The organism is Cellulomonas sp. C5510, from assembly GCF_019797765.1.
GTDB lineage: Bacteria > Actinomycetota > Actinomycetes > Actinomycetales > Cellulomonadaceae > Cellulomonas.
Window position 1 is genome coordinate 314,692 of the sequence record NZ_CP081862.1, and the last position, 21,572, is coordinate 336,263.

At 74.5% G+C, this 21,572-nt stretch carries 23 protein-coding genes; 12 read left to right on the top strand and 11 right to left on the bottom strand.

Features of this window, described 5'->3' with window-relative positions:
- Positions 1 to 37: 37 nt before the first annotated feature.
- Complete coding sequence (gene rlmC / locus K5O09_RS01390; RefSeq protein WP_222171114.1) at positions 38 to 1,159, bottom strand: 23S rRNA (uracil(747)-C(5))-methyltransferase RlmC; 1,122 nt, start codon at positions 1,157 to 1,159, stop codon at positions 38 to 40.
- Positions 1,160 to 1,222: 63 nt separating this feature from the next.
- Positions 1,223 to 2,665: an NAD-dependent malic enzyme gene (locus K5O09_RS01395; protein ID WP_222171115.1), complete on the bottom strand. Its 1,443-nt coding sequence runs from the start codon at positions 2,663 to 2,665 to the stop codon at positions 1,223 to 1,225.
- A 322-nt stretch (positions 2,666 to 2,987) separates the two neighbouring features.
- On the opposite strand from K5O09_RS01395, the gene K5O09_RS01400 reads away from it, so the two are divergent.
- Positions 2,988 to 3,839 (top strand): Fic family protein, encoded by an 852-nt coding sequence (locus K5O09_RS01400; RefSeq protein WP_222171116.1) that lies wholly within the window; start codon positions 2,988 to 2,990, stop codon positions 3,837 to 3,839.
- A gap of 46 nt (positions 3,840 to 3,885) precedes the next feature.
- Complete coding sequence (locus tag K5O09_RS01405) at positions 3,886 to 5,409, top strand: SulP family inorganic anion transporter (protein ID WP_255595970.1); 1,524 nt, start codon at positions 3,886 to 3,888, stop codon at positions 5,407 to 5,409.
- A gap of 22 nt (positions 5,410 to 5,431) precedes the next feature.
- Here the strand turns inward: K5O09_RS01405 and K5O09_RS01410 are convergent, their stop codons facing one another.
- Positions 5,432 to 5,812, bottom strand: coding sequence for a metalloregulator ArsR/SmtB family transcription factor (locus K5O09_RS01410; RefSeq protein ID WP_222171118.1), 381 nt, complete (start codon positions 5,810 to 5,812; stop codon positions 5,432 to 5,434).
- A 106-nt stretch (positions 5,813 to 5,918) separates the two neighbouring features.
- On the opposite strand from K5O09_RS01410, the gene arsM reads away from it, so the two are divergent.
- From arsM to K5O09_RS01435, 5 genes are all read left to right on the top strand, one after another.
- A complete protein-coding gene (arsM, locus tag K5O09_RS01415; RefSeq protein ID WP_222171119.1) occupies positions 5,919 to 6,704 on the top strand; it encodes an arsenite methyltransferase in 786 nt (261 codons plus the stop codon).
- Positions 6,704 to 6,913 (top strand): hypothetical protein, encoded by a 210-nt coding sequence (locus K5O09_RS01420; RefSeq protein WP_222171120.1) that lies wholly within the window; start codon positions 6,704 to 6,706, stop codon positions 6,911 to 6,913. Before arsM ends, K5O09_RS01420 begins: the two co-directional genes overlap by 1 nt.
- Positions 6,914 to 7,031: 118 nt before the next feature.
- Positions 7,032 to 7,304 (top strand): helix-turn-helix transcriptional regulator, encoded by a 273-nt coding sequence (locus tag K5O09_RS01425; protein WP_255595971.1) that lies wholly within the window; start codon positions 7,032 to 7,034, stop codon positions 7,302 to 7,304.
- Positions 7,301 to 8,359: a permease gene (locus K5O09_RS01430; RefSeq protein WP_222171122.1), complete on the top strand. Its 1,059-nt coding sequence runs from the start codon at positions 7,301 to 7,303 to the stop codon at positions 8,357 to 8,359. Before K5O09_RS01425 ends, K5O09_RS01430 begins: the two co-directional genes overlap by 4 nt.
- Before the next feature lie 19 nt (positions 8,360 to 8,378).
- Complete coding sequence (locus K5O09_RS01435; protein WP_222171123.1) at positions 8,379 to 8,624, top strand: thioredoxin family protein; 246 nt, start codon at positions 8,379 to 8,381, stop codon at positions 8,622 to 8,624.
- 67 nt (positions 8,625 to 8,691) lie between these two features.
- Here K5O09_RS01435 and K5O09_RS01440 read toward each other — a convergent pair whose 3' ends face one another.
- Positions 8,692 to 10,149 (bottom strand): FAD-dependent oxidoreductase, encoded by a 1,458-nt coding sequence (locus tag K5O09_RS01440; protein ID WP_222171124.1) that lies wholly within the window; start codon positions 10,147 to 10,149, stop codon positions 8,692 to 8,694.
- 219 nt (positions 10,150 to 10,368) lie between these two features.
- On the opposite strand from K5O09_RS01440, the gene K5O09_RS01445 reads away from it, so the two are divergent.
- From K5O09_RS01445 to K5O09_RS01465, 5 genes are read left to right on the top strand one after another with little or no spacing between them, the layout of a single operon-like run.
- Positions 10,369 to 11,343 (top strand): PstS family phosphate ABC transporter substrate-binding protein, encoded by a 975-nt coding sequence (locus K5O09_RS01445; protein ID WP_222171125.1) that lies wholly within the window; start codon positions 10,369 to 10,371, stop codon positions 11,341 to 11,343.
- A 1-nt stretch (position 11,344) separates the two neighbouring features.
- On the top strand, positions 11,345 to 12,307 hold the full coding sequence (gene pstC, locus K5O09_RS01450) for a phosphate ABC transporter permease subunit PstC (RefSeq protein ID WP_222171126.1): 963 nt from the start codon (positions 11,345 to 11,347) through the stop codon (positions 12,305 to 12,307).
- The gene (pstA, locus tag K5O09_RS01455; protein ID WP_222171127.1) at positions 12,307 to 13,209 is read left to right on the top strand and encodes a phosphate ABC transporter permease PstA; all 903 of its coding nucleotides are present in this window, start codon (positions 12,307 to 12,309) and stop codon (positions 13,207 to 13,209) included. Before pstC ends, pstA begins: the two co-directional genes overlap by 1 nt.
- A gap of 23 nt (positions 13,210 to 13,232) precedes the next feature.
- The gene (gene pstB / locus K5O09_RS01460) at positions 13,233 to 14,111 is read left to right on the top strand and encodes a phosphate ABC transporter ATP-binding protein PstB (RefSeq protein ID WP_222171128.1); all 879 of its coding nucleotides are present in this window, start codon (positions 13,233 to 13,235) and stop codon (positions 14,109 to 14,111) included.
- A 14-nt stretch (positions 14,112 to 14,125) separates the two neighbouring features.
- Positions 14,126 to 14,911 carry a winged helix-turn-helix domain-containing protein gene (locus K5O09_RS01465; protein WP_222171129.1) on the top strand — a complete coding sequence of 262 codons (786 nt, stop codon included), beginning with the start codon at positions 14,126 to 14,128 and terminating at the stop codon, positions 14,909 to 14,911.
- On the opposite strand, the gene K5O09_RS01470 is transcribed toward K5O09_RS01465, so the two are convergent.
- The 7 genes from K5O09_RS01470 to K5O09_RS01500 all read right to left on the bottom strand — a co-directional run bounded on the left by K5O09_RS01470 (position 14,877) and on the right by K5O09_RS01500 (position 21,503).
- Complete coding sequence (locus tag K5O09_RS01470) at positions 14,877 to 15,779, bottom strand: low molecular weight phosphatase family protein (protein WP_222171130.1); 903 nt, start codon at positions 15,777 to 15,779, stop codon at positions 14,877 to 14,879. The genes K5O09_RS01465 and K5O09_RS01470 overlap by 35 nt on opposite strands.
- A gap of 34 nt (positions 15,780 to 15,813) precedes the next feature.
- Positions 15,814 to 16,161 carry a helix-turn-helix transcriptional regulator gene (locus tag K5O09_RS01475; RefSeq protein WP_222171131.1) on the bottom strand — a complete coding sequence of 116 codons (348 nt, stop codon included), beginning with the start codon at positions 16,159 to 16,161 and terminating at the stop codon, positions 15,814 to 15,816.
- A 40-nt stretch (positions 16,162 to 16,201) separates the two neighbouring features.
- On the bottom strand, positions 16,202 to 16,621 hold the full coding sequence (locus tag K5O09_RS01480; protein ID WP_222171132.1) for an arsenate reductase ArsC: 420 nt from the start codon (positions 16,619 to 16,621) through the stop codon (positions 16,202 to 16,204).
- 17 nt (positions 16,622 to 16,638) lie between these two features.
- A complete protein-coding gene (locus K5O09_RS01485) occupies positions 16,639 to 17,667 on the bottom strand; it encodes a metalloregulator ArsR/SmtB family transcription factor (RefSeq protein ID WP_222171133.1) in 1,029 nt (342 codons plus the stop codon).
- Positions 17,664 to 18,773 carry an ACR3 family arsenite efflux transporter gene (arsB, locus tag K5O09_RS01490; protein ID WP_222171134.1) on the bottom strand — a complete coding sequence of 370 codons (1,110 nt, stop codon included), beginning with the start codon at positions 18,771 to 18,773 and terminating at the stop codon, positions 17,664 to 17,666. The genes K5O09_RS01485 and arsB overlap by 4 nt, the downstream gene beginning before the upstream one ends.
- Positions 18,770 to 19,825 carry a thioredoxin-disulfide reductase gene (gene trxB, locus K5O09_RS01495; RefSeq protein ID WP_222171135.1) on the bottom strand — a complete coding sequence of 352 codons (1,056 nt, stop codon included), beginning with the start codon at positions 19,823 to 19,825 and terminating at the stop codon, positions 18,770 to 18,772. Before trxB ends, arsB begins: the two co-directional genes overlap by 4 nt.
- A gap of 85 nt (positions 19,826 to 19,910) precedes the next feature.
- Positions 19,911 to 21,503 (bottom strand): class I adenylate-forming enzyme family protein, encoded by a 1,593-nt coding sequence (locus tag K5O09_RS01500; RefSeq protein WP_222171136.1) that lies wholly within the window; start codon positions 21,501 to 21,503, stop codon positions 19,911 to 19,913.
- Positions 21,504 to 21,572 lie beyond the last annotated feature (69 nt).

Genomic DNA, 21,572 nt, shown 5'->3' on the forward strand with positions numbered 1-21,572 from the left:
GCGGGCCGAGACGTGGGACGAAAGGCACGCCGCCGCGTCACCGGGAGAGCGCGACGACCACCTCGTAGTGACCGGTCTGCGGGAACATGTCCAGCAGCTGCGCCCGCCGGGGCCGCAGCGACGGCATCGCGGCGAGGTCCCGGGCGAGTGACGCGGCGTTGCAGGACGAGTAGACGACGTCCCGCACGCCCGACGCCTCCAGCCAGCCGGCCAGGGCCGGGCCGATCCCGCGCCGCGGCGGGTTCACCACGACCAGGTCGGGGGGCTCGGCGGCGGCGAGGGCGAACGCGGTCGCGTCGCCGGCCTCGAACCGCACGCCGGCCAGCCCGAGGTCGGCGCTGCTCTGGCGCGCGCTGGCGACGGCCTCAGCGCTGGTCTCGATGCCGACGACCTCCCGGCCCGGGCGTGCGACGTGCAGCGCGAAGCCCCCGACACCGCAGTACAGGTCCCACACCCGGGCCGGACCGGCGGCGTCCACCCAGTCGCGACCCGTCCGGTACAGCGCGGCGGCGACGTCGGTGTTCGTCTGGAAGAAGCTCTGCGGCCGCAGGTGCAGGTCCACGTCGTTCACGTGCATCCGCAGGGTCGCGCGCTCGGTCAGCACGACCTCCTCGGGGCCCTCGAGGACCGCCTTGTGCTCCGGCAGCAGGTTCGCGGAGACGACGACCGCGCGCGGCAGGGCGGCCAGCAGCCACGGCAGGTGCTTGCGCAGGCGCGGCAGCGCCTCCGTCGAGCGCAGCACGAACCGCAGCATCAGCTCGTCGTCCGGTGACTGCGTGACCAGGACGTACTTCAGCTCGCCGCGCCGCGTCGGGACGTCGTACGGCACCAGCCGCGCGAGGCCGATGAGCTCCGCGACCACCGGCAGCGCGGCCTGCAGCGACGCCGGGTACAGGCCGCAGTCCCGCAGGTCGACGCCCGCGCCGCCGGGATCGAGGATCCCCAGCGTCGGCGCGTCGACCGTGCCGCCGACGGCGAGCTTCGCCTTGTTGCGGAACCCGGACTCGGCGCTCGCCACCGGCGGCAGCCACTCGGGCCGCCCGGCCGGCGCGAGCAGCTCCCGGCAGCGCTCCTGCTTCGCGGCGAGCTGGTCGGCGTAGGACAGCTCGATGAGGGTGCAGGAACGGCACCGGGCGGCGTCGTAGTGGTGGCACTGCACCTCGCGATCCTACGGTCGGGCCCCGCTCGTCGCCCGGCCCGTCGTTCCGCCCGGGAGCCCTCGTCAGGCCCTCGGCACCGGCACGACGGCCACCGCCCCGGTGTCGGCCCGCGGCCCCTGCGCGGCCTCCGCGACCTGCGCGACGGCCGCGGCGACGGTGGCGGCGACGTCCGGGTGGAACACGCTCGGGATGATGTACGCGGGGTTCAGCTCCTCCGGGGACACCACGGACGCGAGCGCGCGCGCCGCCGCGAGCAGCATGGCGTCGGTGATCACGTGGGACCGCGCGTCGAGCAGCCCGCGGAACACGCCGGGGAACGCCAGGACGTTGTTGATCTGGTTCGCCACGTCGCTGCGCCCGGTCCCGACCACCGCGGCGTGCCGGGCGGCCTCCACCGGGTCGACCTCCGGGCGGGGGTTCGCCAGCGCGAAGACGACCGCCCCGGGTGCCATCGTGGCGATGTCGTCGCCCGTGAGGATGTTCGGCGCGCTCACGCCGATGAACACGTCCGCGCCGGCGAGCGCGTCGCGCAGCGTGCCGGTCACCCCGCGCGGGTTGGTGTGCTCCGCGATCCACCGCAGCTCCGGCGACGCCAGCGGCCGTCCGGAGTGCACGAGCCCGTCGATGTCCGCGACCACCACGTCCCGCACCCCCGCAGCGAGCAGCAGCTTCAGCACGGCCGTGCCTGCCGCCCCCGCCCCCGACAGCACCAGGCGGACGTCCTCGATGCGCTTGCCGACCACCTGCAGGGCGTTGGTGAGCGCGGCGGTCACGACGATCGCGGTGCCGTGCTGGTCGTCGTGGAACACCGGGATGTCGAGGCGCTCGCGCAGCCGTCGCTCGACCTCGAAGCAGCGCGGCGCCGAGATGTCCTCGAGGTTGATGCCGGCGAACACCGGGGCCACCCGCACGACGGTCTCGACGATCTCGTCGACGTCCGTCGTGTCGAGCGCCAGCGGGAACGCGTCGATCCCGGCGAACCGCTTGAACAGCGCGGCCTTGCCCTCCATGACGGGCAGCGCGGCGAGCGGCCCGATGTCACCGAGCCCGAGCACCGCCGTGCCGTCGGTGACCACCGCGATGGTGTTCCGCTTGATCGTGAGCCGGCGGGCGTCGTCGGGCCGGGCGGCGATGGCCTCGCAGACCCGGGCCACGCCGGGGGTGTACGCCATGGACAGGTCGTCGCGGTTGCGCAGCGGCACCTTCGACTCGATCGAGAGCTTGCCGCCGAGGTGCATGAGGAACGTCCGGTCGCTGACCCGCTCCACGTCCACGCCGGGCAGTGCGCGCAGCGCCTCGACGATGTCGGCTGCGTGCTGCTCGCCGCTGGTCGCGCACGTCACGTCGACGGTGATCCGCTCGTGCCCGGACGCGGTCACGTCGAGCGCGGTGACGATGCCACCGGTCTGCTCGATCGCCGACGTCAGCTCCGACACGGCTGTGGGCCGGGCCTCGACGTGCAGGCGGACGGTGATGGACGAGGACACGCTCGGGGTGGACACCATGGAGCCAGTGTGGCGCGGATCACCTCACCTCGCGCGGACCACCCTGCGCCCCCGCCGCCCCCCGCGCCCCCGGCTCCGCAGCCCACCCGCGCCCCCCGCGGTCCTCGCGCAGCCCCTCCCGCACGCTCGTCGCGTCGAGATGCCAGGACGCGCCCGGGGTCGCAGCCGGCCGCCCGGCGTGTCCTGGACTCTCGACGGACAGACGGACAGACGGAGGGGCAGACGGACGGAGGGGCGGACGGACGGAGGGGCGGACGGGCGGGCGGGCGGGCGGACGCGGGGCCGGGCCGAGGTCCGGTCCGGGCGTTCGTAGGGTGGGGCCGTGACCGGCGACCCCCTCGTGCCCCTGCTGGACCTGCCCGGTGTCCGGGACGCCGTCGACCGGGCGCGGGTCGCGTGCGAGGAGCTGCGCTGGCACGAGGCGTTCCGGCGCCGCTGGCGTGAGGTCCGCGCGGAGGCGGACCTGCGTGCCGCGCGCGCGAGCGCAGCGGTGGACGGCGCCCCGGTCCCGCTGAGCGCCGTGCGCGCGCTCGCGACCGGGTCCGGCCCGGGCGGCGTCGACGGCGCGCAGCGGGTGGCCGGGGGGTCGCTGCGGGCGACGGTGCTGGCCGCGGGCTGGCGGCCGGACCTCGGCGGACCGTCGTCGGCGACCCTCCCGCCGCTGGGTCACGTCCTGGCGCGCCTGCACACCGCGGCCGGCGCCGGGTGGCTGCCCTCCGAGGACCTGGGCCGGGTGCGTGGACCCGGGGTCGCGCCCCGGGACCTGGGCGGGCTCGGCCCGGCGCCCGACGGGGCCGAGGTCGCCGAGCGGCTCGCCCTGCTGACGCGCACCGTCGCCGCGACCCGCGCCCCGGGGCTCGTGGTCGCCGCGGTCGTGCACGGGGAGCTGCTCGCCCTGCGCCCGTTCGCGGCGGGCAACGGGGTGGTCACCCGGGCCGCGGCCCGGCTGCTGCTGACGACCGGCGGGCTCGACCCCACGGGGGCGGTCGTCCCGGAGGTCGCGTGGGAGGCCGCGGTACCGCGCTACCTGTCCGCGGCGGCACGGTTCGCGACGGGCTCGGCGGACGGCGTGGCCGCGTGGCTGACCGGCTGCGCCGACGCGGTCGTCCGGGGCGCCGCCGAGGGGCGGGTCGTGGCCGATGCTGTGCTGGCTGGTCGACTCGGTCCGGTCTGACGGTGGCAGCGGCCGCAACCCTCACGTCACGTTAGAGTTCTCCCTCGTGCCCACGCCCCGCCCTGCCGCCGCGCTCCCCGTCGTCCCCGAGGCGGACGCCGCCCACTCCGTCCGGGCGGCCCTGCGCTCGCCCCGCCGCCTGCGCACGGAGGTGCTGGCGGGGCTCGTCGTCGCGCTCGCCCTGATCCCCGAGGCCATCTCGTTCTCGATCCTGGCGGGGGTCGACCCGCGCGTCGGGCTGTTCAGCTCGTTCGTCATGGCGGTGTCGCTGGCGTTCCTCGGAGGGCGCCCGGCCATGATCTCCGCCGCCACCGGTGCGGTCGCCCTGGTCATCGCGCCGGTCGCCCGCGACCACGGCCTCGACTACGTGCTGGCGACGGTGGTGCTCGCCGGGGTCCTCCAGGTGGTGCTCGGCGTGGCCGGCGTCGCGCGTCTGATGCGCTTCATCCCGCGGTCGGTGATGGTCGGGTTCGTCAACGCGCTCGCCGTGCTCATCCTCCTGGCCCAGCTCCCGCACCTCGTCGACGTGCCCTGGGCGGTGTACCCGCTGGTCGCGGCGGGCCTCGCGATCATCGTGCTGCTGCCGCGGGTCACCACCGTGGTCCCCGCCCCGCTGGTCGCGATCCTCGTGCTGTCCGTCGTGGTCGCGGTGGCCGGGCTGCGCGTGCCGGAGGTGCGCGACGAGGGCGCCCTGCCGGACAGCCTGCCGTCGCTGCTGTGGCCGGACGTCCCGCTGGACCTCGAGACGCTGCGCATCATCGCGCCGTACGCGCTCGGCATGGCGCTGGTCGGCCTGCTCGAGTCCCTGATGACCGCCAAGCTCGTGGACGACGTGACCGACACCCACTCGGACAAGACCCGGGAGGCGTGGGGCCAGGGGGTGGCGAACGTGCTGTCCGGCCTGTTCGGGGGCATGGGCGGCTGCGCGATGATCGGCCAGACGATGATCAACGTGAAGGCGTCGGGCGCCCGCACCCGGATCTCGACGTTCCTGGCGGGGGCGTTCCTGCTCGTGCTCGTCGTCGGGCTGGGCGACGTCGTGGGGACGATCCCGATGGCGGCGCTCGTGGCGGTGATGGTGATGGTGTCCGTCGCGACGTTCGACTGGCACTCGGTGCGGCCGTCGACGCTGCGCCGCATGCCCCGCAGCGAGACGGCGGTCATGCTGGTGACCGTCGCGGTGGTGGTGGCGACGCACAACCTGGCCTACGGCGTGGTGGCGGGGGTCCTCACGGCGACGCTGCTGTTCGCCCGCCGGGTCGCCCACCTGACGACGGTCACCCGGCTCGAGGCCCCGGACGCCGACGGCGCGCGGGTGTACGCGGTGGCGGGGGAGCTGTTCTTCGCGTCGTCGAACGACCTCGTCTACCAGTTCGACTACGACGGGGACCCGGACCGCGTGGTCGTCGACCTGTCGCGTGCGTACGTCTGGGACGCGTCCACCGTCGCCGCGCTCGACGCGATCGTGACGAAGTACGGCCGGAAGGGGAAGTCCGTGCGGATCGTCGGGCTCGACGAGGACAGCGCGCGCCGGCACAGCCGCCTGGCCGGGAGGCTCGGCAGCCACTGAGGCCCGCGGCCGGCCGTGCCGTTCAGCGGGTGGCGCGGCCCAGGTGCGCGCCGAGGTGGCTGCCGAGGTCGGCGACCGCCTCGGGCACCAGCGTGTAGTACGCCCAGACGCCGCGCTTCTCGCGGGTGACGAAGCCCGCCTCGGTGAGCACCTTCAGGTGGTGCGACACCGTCGGCTGCGAGAGCCCGACGGGCTCGGTGAGGTCGCAGACGCACGCCTCGCCGCCCTCGTGCGCGGCGAGGATCGACAGCAGGCGCAGGCGCGCCGGGTCGGCGAGCGCCTTGAGGGTGCGCGCGGTGCGCTCGGCGTCCTCGGCGTCCATCGTCGCGCCGGTGACCGGGGTGCAGCACGCGCCCGCCCGGGCCGCGGGGCTCGGAGCGACGGGGAGCAGGTCCAGGGCCATGACCCGATCGTAGTCCGGCGATCGACCGACGTCGATATTGACAGCCATCGATCTCCCGCGTCACACTCCATCCCATCGACACACGTCGATGGGATGGAGGAGAGTCATGACGCAGGACATCCGGGAGCAGGTGCGGGCGAGGTACGCGCTCGCGGCGGTGCAGGGCAGCGGGGACGCCGGCTGCTGCGGCGGGGGCGCGACGGACGCGGTCGGGGGCTGCGGGCCCCAGGACCTCGTCATCGACGACAGGTTCGGGTCGGCGCTCTACGCCGCCGAGGACGCCGACGCGGTGCCGCCGGAGGCGCTCGCGGCCTCGCTCGGCTGCGGGAACCCGCTGGTGGTGGCCGAGCTGCGCGAGGGCGAGCGGGTGCTGGACCTCGGGTCCGGCGGCGGCATCGACGTGCTGCTCTCCGCCCGGCGCGTCGGCCCCACGGGCTTCGCCTACGGGGTCGACATGACCGACGAGATGCTCGCACTGGCGCGCGCGAACGCCGAGCGGGCCGGGGCGACGAACGTCGAGTTCCGCCGCGGCACGATCGAGGACCTGCCTCTCGACGACGCGACGGTCGACGTCGTCATCTCGAACTGCGTGGTCAACCTGTCGCCCGACAAGCCCGCAGTGCTGGCCGAGGCGTTCCGCGTGCTCGTACCCGGTGGGCGGGTCGGCATCTCCGACGTCGTCGCCGAGGACCGCCTCACGCCCGGGGAGCGCGCCGAGCGCGGGTCGTACGTCGGCTGCATCGCCGGTGCCCTGTCGCGCACGGAGTACCTGCGCGGCCTGGCGGCGGCGGGCTTCGTCGACGCCGAGGTCACGTTCACGCACCCGGTGGCGGACGGCATGCACGGTGCCGTGGTGCGTGCCCGCAAGCCCGAGCAGCCCGAGGAGTCGTGATGCACCCGGACCTGTCCCTGACCGCCTACCGCCAGCACGAGCGGGAGGTCGTGCGCGACGCCGAGCTGCGGCGCCGGGCGAGGGAGTGCCCGGGCTGCGTGGTCCGCGCCCGGCACCGCCTGCGCGCGGAGCTGGCGCTGCTCGGGACGCGCCTCACCGGGCGCACCGCCCGGCCGGCTTCGGTGGTGCCGGCCTGCTGCCCCGCCTGAGAGGCGTCCCGCCGGCGTGAGACGTAGGTCCCTGGAGGACGGCGCCCGGTGCTCCTACGTTTCGATCATGGTTGATTCAACCCCGGTTGAACTGGGAGCCCGGCCCGGGGACGCGGCCGTGAGCCTGCTCTCGGCGGTCGGGGACCCGGTGCGCTGGTCCGTGCTGGAGCGGCTCGCCGACGGCCCCCGCTGCGTGTGCGACCTGCGCGCGCACGTCCCCGTGGCCCCGAACCTGCTGAGCTACCACCTCAAGGTCCTGCGGGACGCCCGCCTCGTGACCACGTCACGGCGGGGCCGCTGGGTGGACTACACCCTGGCGGAGGACGCGCACGAGCGGCTCGTCGCCGCGCTCCCGACCGTGGGCCGGGTGTCGCTCCAGGAGGTCTCGTGACCGTCTCGCCGGTGCGCGGGCTGCGAGCCCACCCCGCGGCGCGGCGCTGGGTGCTCGGGCTCGGCGCGGCGGTGGCCTGGGTCGTCGCGTACCGGTCCAACGCCGCCCTGTGGGACTGGCTCGTGCTCGACGTCGGCGGCCTCGACCCGGCGTCCCGTTGGGGCTCGGGCGTCCACTTCTTCTTCTACGACTCGGTCAAGATCCTGCTGCTGCTGGTCGCGATCGTCTTCGTGGTGACCGTCGCGCGGTCGTTCATGTCGGTGGAACGCACCCGGGCGCTGCTCGGGGGTCGGCGGGAGGGGCTGGGCAACGTCGCGGCGGCCGGGCTCGGCGTCGTGACGCCGTTCTGCTCGTGCTCCGCGGTGCCCGCCTTCATCGGCTTCGTGTCCGCGGGCGTGCCCATCGGCGTGACGATGAGCTTCCTCATCGCGTCCCCGATGGTGAACGAGGTGGCCATCGCGCTGCTGCTCGGGCTGTTCGGCCCCGGGGCGACGGCGCTCTACGTCGGTGCCGGCCTGGTGGTCGCGGTGGCCGGCGGGCTGGTCCTCGGGCGGGTGCACGCGGAGCGCTGGGTGGAGCCGTTCGTGTTCGAGACGCGGCTGCGTGGCCAGGTGGTCACGGCGACGGCGGACCTGTCCTGGGACGACCGCCTCCGGATGGGGTGGGAGGAGGCGGTCGGCATCCTGCGGCGCATCTGGCCGTACCTGCTGGTCGGGATCGGCGTCGGGGCGGTGATCCACGGCTGGGCGCCGGAGGACTTCTTCGCGCGCTACGCCGGGCCCGGCAACCCGTGGGCGGTGCCGCTCGCCGTCGTCGTGGGGATCCCGCTGTACTCCAACGCCGCCGGCATCCTGCCCCTCGTCGAGGCCCTGCACGACAAGGGGCTGCCGATGGGCACGCTCCTGGCCTTCATGATGGCGGTCGTCGCGCTGTCGCTGCCCGAGATGATCCTGCTCCGCCGCGTGCTCCGGCCGCCGCTGATCGCCGTCTTCGTCGCTGTGGTCGGCGCGGGGATCGTCCTCGTCGGGTACCTGTTCAACGCCGTCCTGGCGTGATCACGAGAGGGAGAGCACCATGCTGATCAAGATCCTCGGCCCCGGGTGCGCGAACTGCGCCGCGCTCGAGCGGGTCACCCGCGACGCGCTCGCGCAGCTCGGGGTGGACGCCGAGGTCGTCAAGGTGACCGGCTACGCGGAGATCGCCGCCTACGGGATCATGAGCACCCCCGGGCTCGTCGTCGACGAGCAGGTGCTCGTCGCCGGTCGCGTGCCGACGACGGCGCGCGTCACGGAGCTGCTCGCCGCCCACCTCGCGTCGTGAGGAGCGCGCCGACCAGGGTGCGGGTCCGCGCGCCGGACAGGTCCCGTGGGCGCCCCGGGCCGCGCGGCTACGGCGTGACGGTCCCGCGCGCGGCCGGCTCGTGCTCCGGGCCCCGCCCGTGCTCCGGGCCCCGCTCGTGCTCCGGGCCCCGCCCGTGCTCGGCGACCCACTCCTGGGCCGCGACCTGCACCGCGTCCCAGGGCGAGCCGAGCGGGGGCGTGTAGGCGAGGTCGAGGTCGGCCAGCGCCGCGACGTCCATCTCGTGGAACAGGGCGGTGGCGACGGTGTCCACCCGCTTCGCGGTCTGCGTCGTGAGCGCCCCGACCAGCTGGGCGCCGAGCAGGCGGCCCGTGCTCACGTCGCCCGTGACCCGGATGTGCACCGGCGCGGCCCCGGGGTAGTACCGCTTGTGGTCGTCCGGCGTGCTGGCCGACGTCGCGGGCCGGAATCCGGCGGCCGCCGCCTCGTGCTCCCGCAGGCCGGTCCGGGCGGCGACCAGGTCGAACACCTTCACCACCTGCGTGCCCACGACGCCGGCGAACCGCGCCCGACCGCCGACGGCGTTCTCCCCGGCGACCCGCCCCTGCTTGTGCGCCGTGGTGCCCAGCGGCAGGTACGCGGTGCCGAGCAGGCGGTGGTGGGTGGTCACGCAGTCGCCCGCCGCCCACACCTGCGGCAGGCCCGTCGACATGTCCGGTCCGACGAGCACGGCGCCGCGGGGCCCGGTCGCGGCGCCGGCCTCGACCAGCAGGCCGGTGTCGGGCCGGACGCCGACCACCACGAGCACCAGGTCCACCTCCCAGGCCGTGCCGCCCTGCGGCCCTGTCGCCGACACGCGCAGCCGTGCGCCGTCGCCCGTCGCCCGCTCCACGCGGGTGACGGTGGTGGCGGTGCGGACGTCGACGCCGTGACGGGCCAGCTCGGCCCGGACGAGGGCGCCGAGCTCGGGGTCGACCGTCGGCAGCACCTCGGGCAGCGCCTCGACCTGGGTGACGCGGATGCCGCGGGCGGTCAGCCCCTCGGCCATCTCCACCCCCACGTACCCGGCGCCGACGATCAGCGCCGAACGCACCGTCGCACCGTCGAGCGCACCGGTCAGCGCGAGCGCGTCGCCCATCGTGTGCAGCAGGTGCACCCCGTCGGCGGCGCCGAGCTCGTCGAGGCCGTCCACCGGCGGGCGGACGGGGACCGCGCCCGTCCCGACGACGAGGGCGTCGTGGTCCAGCCACCGCTCGCCGCCGGACGGGTCGAGCACCTGCACCCGTCGCCCGTCGACGTCGATGCGGGTGGCCACGGTGTCCAGCAGCAGGCGGATCCCGGCGGCCTCGAGCTGCTCACGCGTGCGGTGCGCGAGGTCCCGCCAGTCCGGCACGTCCCCGGAGACGTGGTACGGGATCCCGCAGATCGAGTAGTTCGGGTAGGCGTCGGCCACCACGACGGTCACCTCCGCCAGCGGGTCGAGCTCGCGCGCACGCAGTGCCGCGCTGATCCCGGCGTCCGAGCCGCCGACGACGACCAGGTGCATGGCCGTTCCCTCCTGGGCCGAGGTTCCTGCGGGCAGTCAACACGACGTCGGTGAACCGGAGGTGGCGGGCCGACCGCGCGCGAGCCCCGCGGCGAGGTGAGACAGACGTCTCCTCATCGGCAGTCGTTCGCCGTGAGTTCACCCAGGATTTATGTAGACAGACTTCTATCGATCGAGTCCCGGTCCGGGACCCAGGCCCTCGATCAGACAGGATCCGACGTGTCCATCCCGCGCCAGCTCCCTGCCGCCGCCGCCGGTGCCGCGGCCCTCGTGCTCGCGCTGACCGCGTGCGGCGGCCAGCAGTCCGGCTCCGCCTCCGAGTCGTCCGGCTCGGCAGGCGGCCTGAGCGGTGAGGTCGTCATCGACGGCTCGTCCACCGTCGAGCCGTTGAGCTCGGCCGCCGCCACCCTCTACCGCGACGAGCAGCCGGGCGTGAACGTCACCGTCGCGACCTCGGGCACGGGCGGCGGGTTCAAGCGCTTCTGCGCCGGCGAGACCGACATCTCCGACGCCTCCCGCCCGATCAAGGACGAGGAGATCGAGGCGTGCGCCGACGCCGGCATCGAGTACACCGAGATCGTCGTGGCGAACGACGGCCTGTCGGTCGTCGTCAACCCGGAGAACGACTGGGTGGACTGTCTGACGGTCGAGCAGCTGGCCACGATCTGGGGGCCGGAGTCCGAGGGCGAGATCACCTCGTGGCAGCAGGTGGACGCGTCCTTCCCGGACGAGCCGCTGGAGCTCTACGGCGCCGGCACCGACTCGGGCACCTTCGACTACTTCACCGAGGCCATCAACGGCGAGGAGGGTGCGATCCGCGCCGACTACTCCCCGTCGGAGGACGACAACCTCACGGTGCAGGGCGTCACCGGTGCCGTCGGGGGCACCGGCTTCTTCGGCCTGTCCTACGCCGAGGAGTACGCCGACCAGGTCACGCTCGTCGGTGTCGACGGCGGGGACGGCTGTGTGGTCCCGTCCACCGAGACCGTGCAGGACGGCACCTACGTGCCGCTCGGCCGTCCGCTGTTCATCTACGTGAACAACGCCAAGTACACCGAGAACGAGGCCCTGCGCGACTTCGTGGACTTCTACGTCGAGAACAGCGAGCAGGCCGCCTCGGACGCCCTGTTCGTCCCGCTGACCGACGAGCAGCGTCAGACCGCCCAGGACGAGCTGGCCGCGCTGGTCGGCTGACATGACCGCCACGCAGGACCTCCGGAGCGGCCCCGCCGCACAGGGCCGCTCCGGCCTGCGGGCCGACCGGGCCCTGAGCCAGGTGCGCCCTCGTCGCGGCGAGACCGCGGTCCGCCTCCTGCTGCGCGCGGCGGCGGCGTTGTCGGTGCTCATCACCGCCGGCATCGTCGTCTCCTTGCTGGTCCCGGCGATCGGGTTCTTCCAGCAGGTGCCGGTCGTGGAGTTCCTGACCGGCACGCGCTGGGCGCCGCAGTTCGCCGACCCGTCGTTCGGGGTGCTGCCGCTCGTGACCGCCACCGCCTGGACCACGGCGATCGCGCTGACCGTGGCGGTGCCCTGCGGGCTCGGCGCGGCGGCCTACCTCGCGGAGTACGCCCGCCCCCGGGTGCGCCAGGTCCTCAAGCCGGTCCTCGAGCTGCTCGCCGGTGTCCCGACGGTCGTCTTCGGGTTCTTCGCGCTGAGCTTCGTCGGCCCGGCCCTGCGCGACCGGCTCGGGATCGACGTCGGGACGTTCTCCATCCTGGCCGCGGGGCTGGTGATGGGCGTGATGATCATCCCGACGGTGGCCTCCCTGTCCGAGGACGCGATGAGCGCCGTGCCGAACGCGCTCCGCGAGGCATCGGCGGCGCTCGGCTCGAACCGGATGCAGACCACGCTGCGGGTCGTCTTCCCGGCCGCCCTGTCCGGGATCGTCGCCGCGGTGGTCCTGGGCATCTCGCGGGCGATCGGCGAGACGATGATCGTCGCGATCGCCGCCGGCGCCCGGCCCCAGATGGTCACCGACCCCACCATGGAAGGCGCCACCATGACCGGGTTCATCGCCCGCATGGCGCTCGGCGACTCCCGTGTGGGCTCCCTCGAGTACGACACCCTGTTCGCGGTGGGGCTGCTGCTGTTCCTGCTGACGTTCGTGGTGAACCTGATCAGCATCCGCCGCGTGCACCGGTTCCGGCAGGAGTACTGATGACCGCCACCACCGCGCCGTCCGCCCACCGGGCGCTGCCGACCGGGCAGCGTTCCCGGGAGCGCAGCCCCGGCGCGACGCTGTTCCTGGTCCTGCTCTGGGCGAGCCTGCTCGTCGCGTTCGCGACCCTGGTGACGCTCCTCGTCAGCACGGTCGTCGAGGCGGGGGACCGCCTCGGCCCCACCTTGCTCACGGAGTACCCGTCGTCCCGGCCGGAGGAGGCCGGCGCGCGCCCCGCCGTCCTCGGCTCCCTGTGGGTGATCGGCACGACGGCGGTGCTCTCCGTCCCGCTCGGCATCGCCGCCGCCGTCCACCTGGAGGAGTTCGCCGACCGGCACAGCCGCGTGAACCGGCTGCTGGAGCTCAACATCCAGAACCTGTCGGCGATCCCGTCGATCATCTACGGGATGCTCGCGATCGGCACCCTGTCCCTCATCGGGGTGCAGAACAAGAACATCGTGATCGGCGGTGCACTCGCGCTCGCACTGCTGATCCTGCCGGTGATCATCATCTCGACCCGCGAGGCGCTGCGCGCCGTCCCGCGCGAGCAGCGCCAGGCGTCGCTCGCGCTGGGCGCGACCGAGCTGCAGACCACCTGGCGCGTGACGCTGCCGGCCGCGGTCCCCGGCATCTCCACCGGGACGATCCTGGCGCTCTCGCGGGCCCTGGGTGAGGCCGCGCCGTTGCTGCTGCTCGGCGCCCTGGTGTTCATCTCCTTCGACCCGAACGGGCTGCTGAGCGGCTTCACCACCATGCCCATCCAGATCTTCGGGTGGACCAACAGCCCCCAGGCGGGGTTCCGCGAGCTGGCGGCGGCCGCGTCCGTCCTGCTCGTCGTGATCCTGCTCGCCATGAACGCGCTGGCGATCATCATCCGCAACCGGTCCCAGCGTCGCTGGTGACCCCGCTCCCCGAGGACCCCGACATGACGAGCACCACCGCCGGGCGCGACGTGCACCCCGACGACACCGGCTCCCTGGACTCCCGGCCGCACACCGGGGTCCACCGGCAGGTCCCCGACGTCCCCTCCCCGGTCCTCGAGTGCCAGGACGTCAGCGTGCACTACGGCCCTCACCAGGCGGTCAAGGGCGTCTCCCTGACGTTCGGCCTCCACGAGATCACCGCGCTGATCGGCCCCTCCGGGTGCGGCAAGTCGACCATCCTGCGGTCCCTGAACCGGATGAACGACCTGGTCGACTCCGCCCGGGTGTCCGGTTCCGTCCGTTACCACGGGCAGGACCTCTACGCGAAGGGCGTCGACCCGATCGAGGTCCGGCGCCGCATCGGCATGGTGTTCCAGAAGCCGAACCCGTTTCCCAAGTCCATCTACGACAACGTCGCGTACGGCCCCCGCGTCACCGGGATGAGGCCGTCGTCGATGGACGACCTGGTCGAGGAGGCGCTGACCCGGGCGGCGCTGTGGGACGAGGTCAAGGACAAGCTCAAGCAGAGCGCCTACGGGCTGTCCGGAGGACAGCAGCAACGGTTGTGCATCGCGCGCACGATCGCCGTCGAGCCGGACGTGATCCTGATGGACGAGCCGTGCTCCGCGCTCGACCCGATCGCGACGCTGCGCATCGAGAACCTGATGGCCGAGCTGCGAGAGCGCTACACGATCGTCATCGTCACGCACAACATGCAGCAGGCGGCTCGCGTCGCCGACCGCACCGCCTTCTTCACCGCCGACGTCGACGCCGCCGGGGAACGCCACGGCGTGCTGGTCGAGTTCGACACCACCGCGCGGTTGTTCGAGAACCCCGCCGACCAGCGCACCGAGGACTACATCAGCGGCCGGTTCGGCTGACACCGGAGGGGACCATGACCGCCACGACGACGCGACGGCTCAGCACACCGCAGTCCCGCCGGGCGGAGGACGCCGTCCGCGCGTGGCGCCGTGAGGGGGCGGCGGGGACGGTCGGGGTGATCGACCCGGGCCAGGCCCTGGACGACGGCCTCGCCCGGGACCTCGCGGGGATGGGTCTGGTGGTGCTGCGCTGCACCGACCCGTTCGCCGCGCTCGTGCGGTTCGCGATCCGGCCGGTGCAGGTCGCCGTGCTGCTCGCGGACGACGACCGGCCGGGCGCGGGCCCGGTGGTGCGGGCCCTGCGGTCGGAGCTGGCGCTGCCGGTGCTGCTGGCCTGGGACCCGGCGCGGGGGCTCCCGCCGGCCGATGCGGTGCTCGCGGGTGCTCAGCCGCTGCTGCGCCTGCCGCTCGAGATCGACGACGTCCTCGCGCGGCTGGGGGAGGTGTGGCCGGCGCGGCCGCCCGGCGGGTCCGTGCTGTCGGCGGGCGACCTGGTCGTCGACACCGGCGCGTACGAGGCGACCCTGGGCGGGGTCCCCCTGGGGCTGGCCCGCCGGGAGATGAACCTCCTGCTCGCCCTGGTGCAGACGCCGGGCCGGGTGGTCCCGCGCGAGCAGCTGTGCCGGCTGTGGCCGTCGGCCTCCGACCGGGACGGCAACCTGGTGGCCGCCGTCGCGCGTCTCCGTCGGCACTTCGCCCGGGTGGGCGCCCCGGCGGCGATCACGACCGTGCGGGGGCTCGGGTACCGGCTGGAGGAGATCGCTCTCAGCGGGTCGGGGACCACGCGCCGATCTGCCTGAGCAGCCCGAGCACGCGCCACTCCAGGTCGGTGACCACCGCCTCGATGTCGACGCCCTCCTCGGCCGGGTCGAGGACGTCCCAGTCGAGGTAGTGCCGGCCCGGGTAGACCGGGCACGCGTCGCCGCACCCGAGGCTGACCACGACGTCGGCCCCCCGCACCACCTCGTCCGTCAGCGGCTTCGGGAACTCCAGGGCCGGCGACCAGCCCCGGCGACTGATCGCCGCCACGACCTCCGGGTCGATGCCGGACGTGGGTGCCGAGCCGGCGGTGCGCACCGAGACGGATCCGCCGGCGTGGCGGCGCAGCGCCGCCGCGGCGATCTGCGACCGGGCGGCGTTGCGGACGCACACGAAGAGCACGTCGGTCCCGTCCCGGGGCACCTTCCCCTCACCGCGGGCGAGTGCGCTCAGCCGGTCCCTCGCGAACCGCGCGGCCAGGACGGGCAGGTGCTGCGCCACCCGCGCGCGCCGCGCGAGCACGTCGTAGCTGTCGTGGACGTAGCGCGCGACGGTCTGCTCGCTGAAGACGCCACGGAAGGTGACGGCGAGGTCGGCGGCGACCCGGTCGAGAGCCGCGGCGTGCGCGCGCACGGTCGCACGCCCGGGCGGTGCCGCCGGTTCGACGACGGAACCGAACCGCATGTACGCCTCCGCCGTCGCGGTGTACCGGCCACCCGCCCCGCTCTGCTCGACGAGGCCGACGACCGACAGGCGGTCGAGGCACGCCTGCACGAGTCGGCTGGAGACGCCCGGCCCGACGAGGTCGTCGCGACCCGCGCTGCCGCGCGGGTCCGTCATCACCAGGGTGAGGACCTGCAGGGCGTCCGGGTCGCCGAGGACGAGAGCCTGCTCCGCGGCGCCCGTCACCGCGGCCACCACCGGAGCCCCGGCGGGGCGGTGGTCAGCGCAGGAGGTCGGCGATCGCCGCGAGACGGTCGGGGACGATGCTGAACCACGCCTCACGTCCCACCGGCTCCCGCACGAGCACACCGGCGTCGACCAGCATCGACACGTGGTGGCTGATCGTCGGGGAACGCAGCTCCAGCGCCGCCGCGAGGTCCTTGACCCGGGCGCGCCCGTCCGGGCTGTGGTGGACGAGGCTCAGCAGCTGCAGCCGGGTGGGGTCCGACACCGCCCGCAGCACGCTCGCGGTGCGCTCGGCCTCCTCGCGGGCGAGCACCAGCCGGACGGTGCGCAGCGGCGGCGCACCGGAGTCGGTGCGCCGCTCGCTGGCTGCGGAGGTCGGCACCCATGGAGCGTACCTGCGCGTCGAGGGCCGGTCCCGGGGATCAGCCCACCGGCTGCACGCCGAGCTCGCTCAGCAGCACCTCGATGCGGCGGCGGATCTCGTCGCGGATCGGGCGGACCGACTCGATGCCCTGGCCTGCCGGGTCCTCCAGCGCCCAGTCCTCGTAGCGCTTCCCGGGGAAGATCGGGCAGGCGTCGCCGCAGCCCATCGTGATGACGACGTCGGACGCCTTCACCGCGTCCGTCGTGAGGACCTTGGGGCGCTCGGCGCGGATGTCGATGCCCTCCTCGAGCATCGCCTCCACGGCGACCGGGTTGATCTGCTCGGCGGGCATCGAGCCGGCGGAGCGGACCTCGACGGCGCCGCCGGACAGGTGCCGGAGGTAGCCGGCGGCCATCTGGGAGCGGCCGGCGTTGTGCACGCAGACGAACAGGGCGGAGGGCTTGGTGGTCTCGCTCATGGGGTTCTCCTCGGGGATCAGGCGGGGACGGTCAGGTCGGGCAGCAGGTCGGAGAGCAGGGCCCGCACGCGGCGGTCGATCTCGTCGCGGATCGCGCGCACCCCGGTGTCGGAGGCCAGGGCGGGGTCGCCGACGACCCAGTCCTCGTAGCGCTTGCCGGGCAGGACCGGGCAGGTGTCGCCGCAGCCCATGGTGATGACGACGTCGGCGGCGCGGACGGCGTCGTCGGTCAGCGGCTTGGGGAACGCCTCGGCGTCGGCCTCGAGCTCGGCGAGCAGCGGGCGGACCCCGGGGTGCACCTCGCCGGCGGGTGCGGAGCCCGCGGACCGCACGACGACGGCGTCGCCGGCGTAGTGGTGCAGGAGGGCGGCGGCCAGCTGGGACCGGCCCGCGTTGGCGACGCACACGAACAGGACCTGGGGGCGGTGCGGGGTCTGCGCCGCGGCCAGGGCGCGGGCGGCGTCGGTGAGACGCTGCCGGGCGAACCGCTCGGTGTTGACCACCAGGTGCGACCGGACCGCGGAGGACCGCGCCAGGCCGGTGTAGGACTCGCGGACCACGGTGAGCACCGCGGCGGGGTCGCGGTCCGGGAACGCGGCGGACAGCCGGTCCGCGATCCGGGTCAGCGCGGTCTCGGCGTCGGTCAGCCCGGTCAGCGGCGCGAGGTGCGCCGCCTCGGCCGCCGCCGGCGCGAACGAGTCCAGCAGGGTGGTGACGGCGCCGCGCAGCGCGGGCTGCACCCGGTAGTAGACCCAGGTCCCGCGCCGCTCGGCGGTCAGCAGACCGGCGTCCTTGAGCAGCTTCAGGTGGTGGGACACCGTCGGCTGGGAGACGTCGGCGACGGTGGCCAGGTCGCACACGCACGCCTCGCCGGTCGGGGACGTCGCGATGAGCGACAGCATCCGCAGGCGCAGCGGGTCCCCGAGCACCTTGAGGGTGCGGGCGACCTGCGTCGCGGCGTCCAGGCCCATCGCGTGGTCGGCGGGCGAGGGCTGCTGGGCGCAGCCCTCGTCGACGACGGCGGCGGTGGGTGTCGTGGTGGTCATGAGCGGACCTCCTGCGGTGCGACGGCGGTGGCGGGACGAGCCGAGCCGGTGAACCAGCGCCGGCCGGCCCACAGGCTGACGTACACGAGGCCGACCAGGACCGGGACCTCGATGAGCGGTCCGACGACCCCGGCCAGTGCCTGGCCGGAGGTGGCGCCGAACGTGCCGATCGCGACGGCGATCGCGAGCTCGAAGTTGTTGCCCGCGGCGGTGAACGCCAGCGTGGTCGAGCGGGCGTACCCCAGGCCGAGACCCCGGCCCGCGAGCATGCCGACGCCCCACATCACGGCGAAGTACACGAGCAGGGGCAGCGCGATCCGCGCCACGTCCAGCGGCCGTGAGGTCACGGCATCGCCCTGCAGGGCGAAGAGCAGCACGATCGTGAACAGCAGCCCGTACAGCGCCCACGGCCCGATGCGCGGCACGAAGCGCTCCTCGTACCAGTCGCGCCCCCGGGTGCGCTCACCGACCCACCGCGAGGCGAACCCGGCGGCCAGCGGGATCCCCAGGAACACCAGCACGTTGACGGCGATCTGCCCGATCGAGACGTCCAGCCCGGCGGTGTCCAGGCCGAGCCAGCCCGGCAGCACGCTCAGGTAGAACCAGCCGAGCAGGGAGAACGCCACGACCTGGAACACCGAGTTGATCGCGACCAGCACCGCGGCCGCCTCGCGGTCCCCGCACGCGAGGTCGTTCCAGATGACGACCATCGCGATGCAGCGCGCCAGGCCCACGATGATCAACCCGGTGCGGTACTCGGGCAGGTCGGGCAGGAAGACCCACGCGAGGGCGAACATCAGCGCCGGCCCGACCACCCAGTTCAGCGCGAGCGAGCTCACCAGGAGCCGCGTGTCACCGGTGACCGCGGCGACGCGGTCGTAGCGGACCTTCGCCAGCACCGGGTACATCATCACCAGCAGGCCGAGCGCGATCGGCAGGGAGATCCCTCCGACCTCGAGGTCGGCCAGCACGTCGCCCAGGGCCGGCACGAACCGCCCGAGCGCGAGACCGGCGACCATGGCGAGGCCGATCCACACCGCCAACCAGCGGTCGAGCGTCGACAGCCGACCCCGGGTCTCCGTCAGGTCGGGCGCCTGCGCGCTCATCGGGCCACCGCCGCGGTGGCGGTGTCGGCGCCCTGGGCGGCGAGGACCTCGCCGGTGTCGATGTCGGCGTTCTCGATGGCGGCGGGGATGTCGGTGGGGGAGGCGGGGTCGACGTCGGCGAGCGCGGCGAGGTAGTGCTGGGCGTCCAGGGCGGCGGCGCAGCCGGAGCCGGCGGCGGTGATGGCCTGCCGGTAGGTGTGGTCGACCGCGTCTCCGGCGGCGAACACCCCGGGCTGGGTGGTGCGGGTGGAGCGGCCCTCGACCACGATGTACCCGTTGTCGTCCAGGTCGACCTGCCCGACCAGCAGCTCGGTGCGCGGGACGTGCCCGATCGCGACGAACACCCCGGTGGCGCCGTGCTCGCGGGTCTGCCCGGTGAGGGTGTCGCGCAGCGTGACGCCGGTGACCTTGTCCTGGCCGTGGATCGCGACGACCTCGCTGTTCCAGGCGAAGGAGATCTTCGGGTCGTTCTTGGCGCGGTCGGCCATGATCTTGGAGGCCCGCAGCTCGTCGCGGCGGTGCACGATCGTGACGGACTTGCCGAACCGGGTCAGGAACGTGGCCTCCTCGACCGCGGAGTCCCCGCCGCCGACCACGATGATGTCCTGGTCACGGAAGAAGAACCCGTCGCAGGTCGCGCACCAGGACACCCCGCGCCCGGACAGCCGCTTCTCGTCGGCCAGCCCGAGCTCGCGGTAGGCCGACCCGGTGGCCAGGATCACCGCGCGGGCACGCACGGTCTGCCCGCCGCCGGTCACGATCGTCTTGACCGGCCCGGCCAGGTCGACCTCGACCGCGTCGTCCCACAGCACCTGCGCACCGAACCGCTCGGCCTGCTGCTGCAGGTTGTCCATCAGGTCCGGGCCCAGGATCCCCTCGGGGAACCCCGGGAAGTTCTCCACGTCCGTGGTCGTCATCAACGCACCACCGGCGGTCACCGACCCCGCGATGACGTAGGGGGCCAGACCCGCGCGCGCCGCGTAGATCGCGGCGGTGTACCCGGCGGGGCCAGAACCGACGATGACGATGTCGCGGAGCTCTTGGTTCGACATGTCTCTATGTTGACACATGTCGATGCAAGAGGGAACCGGTGGGACCGTGCACGTGTCGCCGTGCTCGGCCGCGGGATCCCGGCGGTCAGTGCTCCCGCTGCGTGTACGCCGGCACGTGCTCGGCCCGCGCGGCTGCCGCGAGCGCCCGCACCTGCGCCCGGTCCACCTTGCCGGTGCCCGTCGTCGGCAGCTCCGTCAGCAGCACGAGCCGGCGCGGCAGCTTGTGGCGCCCGACGGAGCGGGCCGCGTGCTCCCGCAGCTCGGCGAGGTCCGGCACGGTGCCGGGCGCCGGCACGACGACGGCGGTGACGGTCTCCCCCCACACCTCGTCCGGGAGGCCGACGACGGCGCACGCCCCCACGCCGGGTCCGCCCTCCAGCGCCGCCTCGACCTCGGACGGGTGCACCTTCTCCCCGCCGGTGTTGATGACATCGCCGATCCGGCCGCGGATGCGGTAGCTGCCGTCGGCGTCCCGGACCGCGACGTCGCCCGTGCGCAGCCAGCCGGGCTCCGGGAACGCCCGCGCCGTCGCGTCGGGGTCGCGCCAGTAGCCGCTCGTGACCTGCGGCCCTGAGACCCAGAGCTCCCCGGCCGTGCCGGGCCTGTCGACGTCCGCACCCGTGGCCGGGTCGACCAGCCGGAGCCGGATGTGCGCGAGCGGCAGCCCGACGGTGGTGCCGCGCTCGCGGACCCGGCCCCGCGGCACGCAGGTGCACGCCGGCGCGGTCTCGGTCATGCCCCACGACTGCTGGAGCGGGACGCCGCGCTCGAGGAACCGGTGCAGCAGCGTCTCGGGCAGCGGTGCGCCGCCGACGAGCGCCGTGCGCAGGCTGGTCAGGTCGAGGGCGTCGAACCACGGCGAGCGGGCCAGTGCCGCGTACATCGCCGGGACGCCGAACAGCGACGTGACGCGGTGCCGCGCGATGTCGTGCAGCACGTCGTCGGCGTCGAACGCGCGTCGGACGACGGCCCGGCCGCCGGTCGCGAGCGTGCGGAGCGTCAGGCCGTTCAGGCCGCCGATGTGCGACATCGGGGCGACCGCGAGCGTCGTGCCGCCGCGGCCGGTCCGGAAGGCGGCGTCCGCGCCGACGGCGCTCCACCAGAGGTTGGCGTGCGTGAGGACGACACCCTTGGGGCGCCCGGAGGAGCCGGAGGTGAACAGCAGCAGCGCGGTGTCGTCGGCCCGCGCGCCGCCGACGGTACCGGGGTCGTCGCCCGCGAGCAGCGCCGACCACCGCTGCCACGAGCCGTCGACCGCGACGGGCGTGCCGGCGAGGGGGTCGTCGTCGACCTGCACGCGCACGACGCGGGGGCCGCCGCGCCACGCCGCGACGGCGTCGACGTGGGCCGGCTCGGCGATGACGGCGGCCGGCTCGCACCGGTCGAGCAGCACCGCGAGCTCGGCGGGCGCGCTGCGGAAGCCGAGGGGCACGGCCACCGCGCGCAGCGGTGCGCACGCCAGGACGGTCAGCAGCAGCGAGGCGCTGTTGCGGCCGACGTGCACCACCCGGTCGCCCCGTGCGACCCCCGCCCGGGCGAGCGCCGCCGCGAGCGTGCGGACCTGCCGCGCGAGGTCACCGGCGGAGGTGGTCGCCGTGCCGTAGACGAGGCTCGGCGTGGCGGGCTGGTGCGCAGCGACCTGCTCGAGCGCCGCGGCGGTGCTCAGGTCGACGTGCATCGGTCCTCCGGGTGCGGGACGGCCGGCCCGGCCCACGGGGGTGGGGGCCGGGCCGGCCGGGTCCATCGG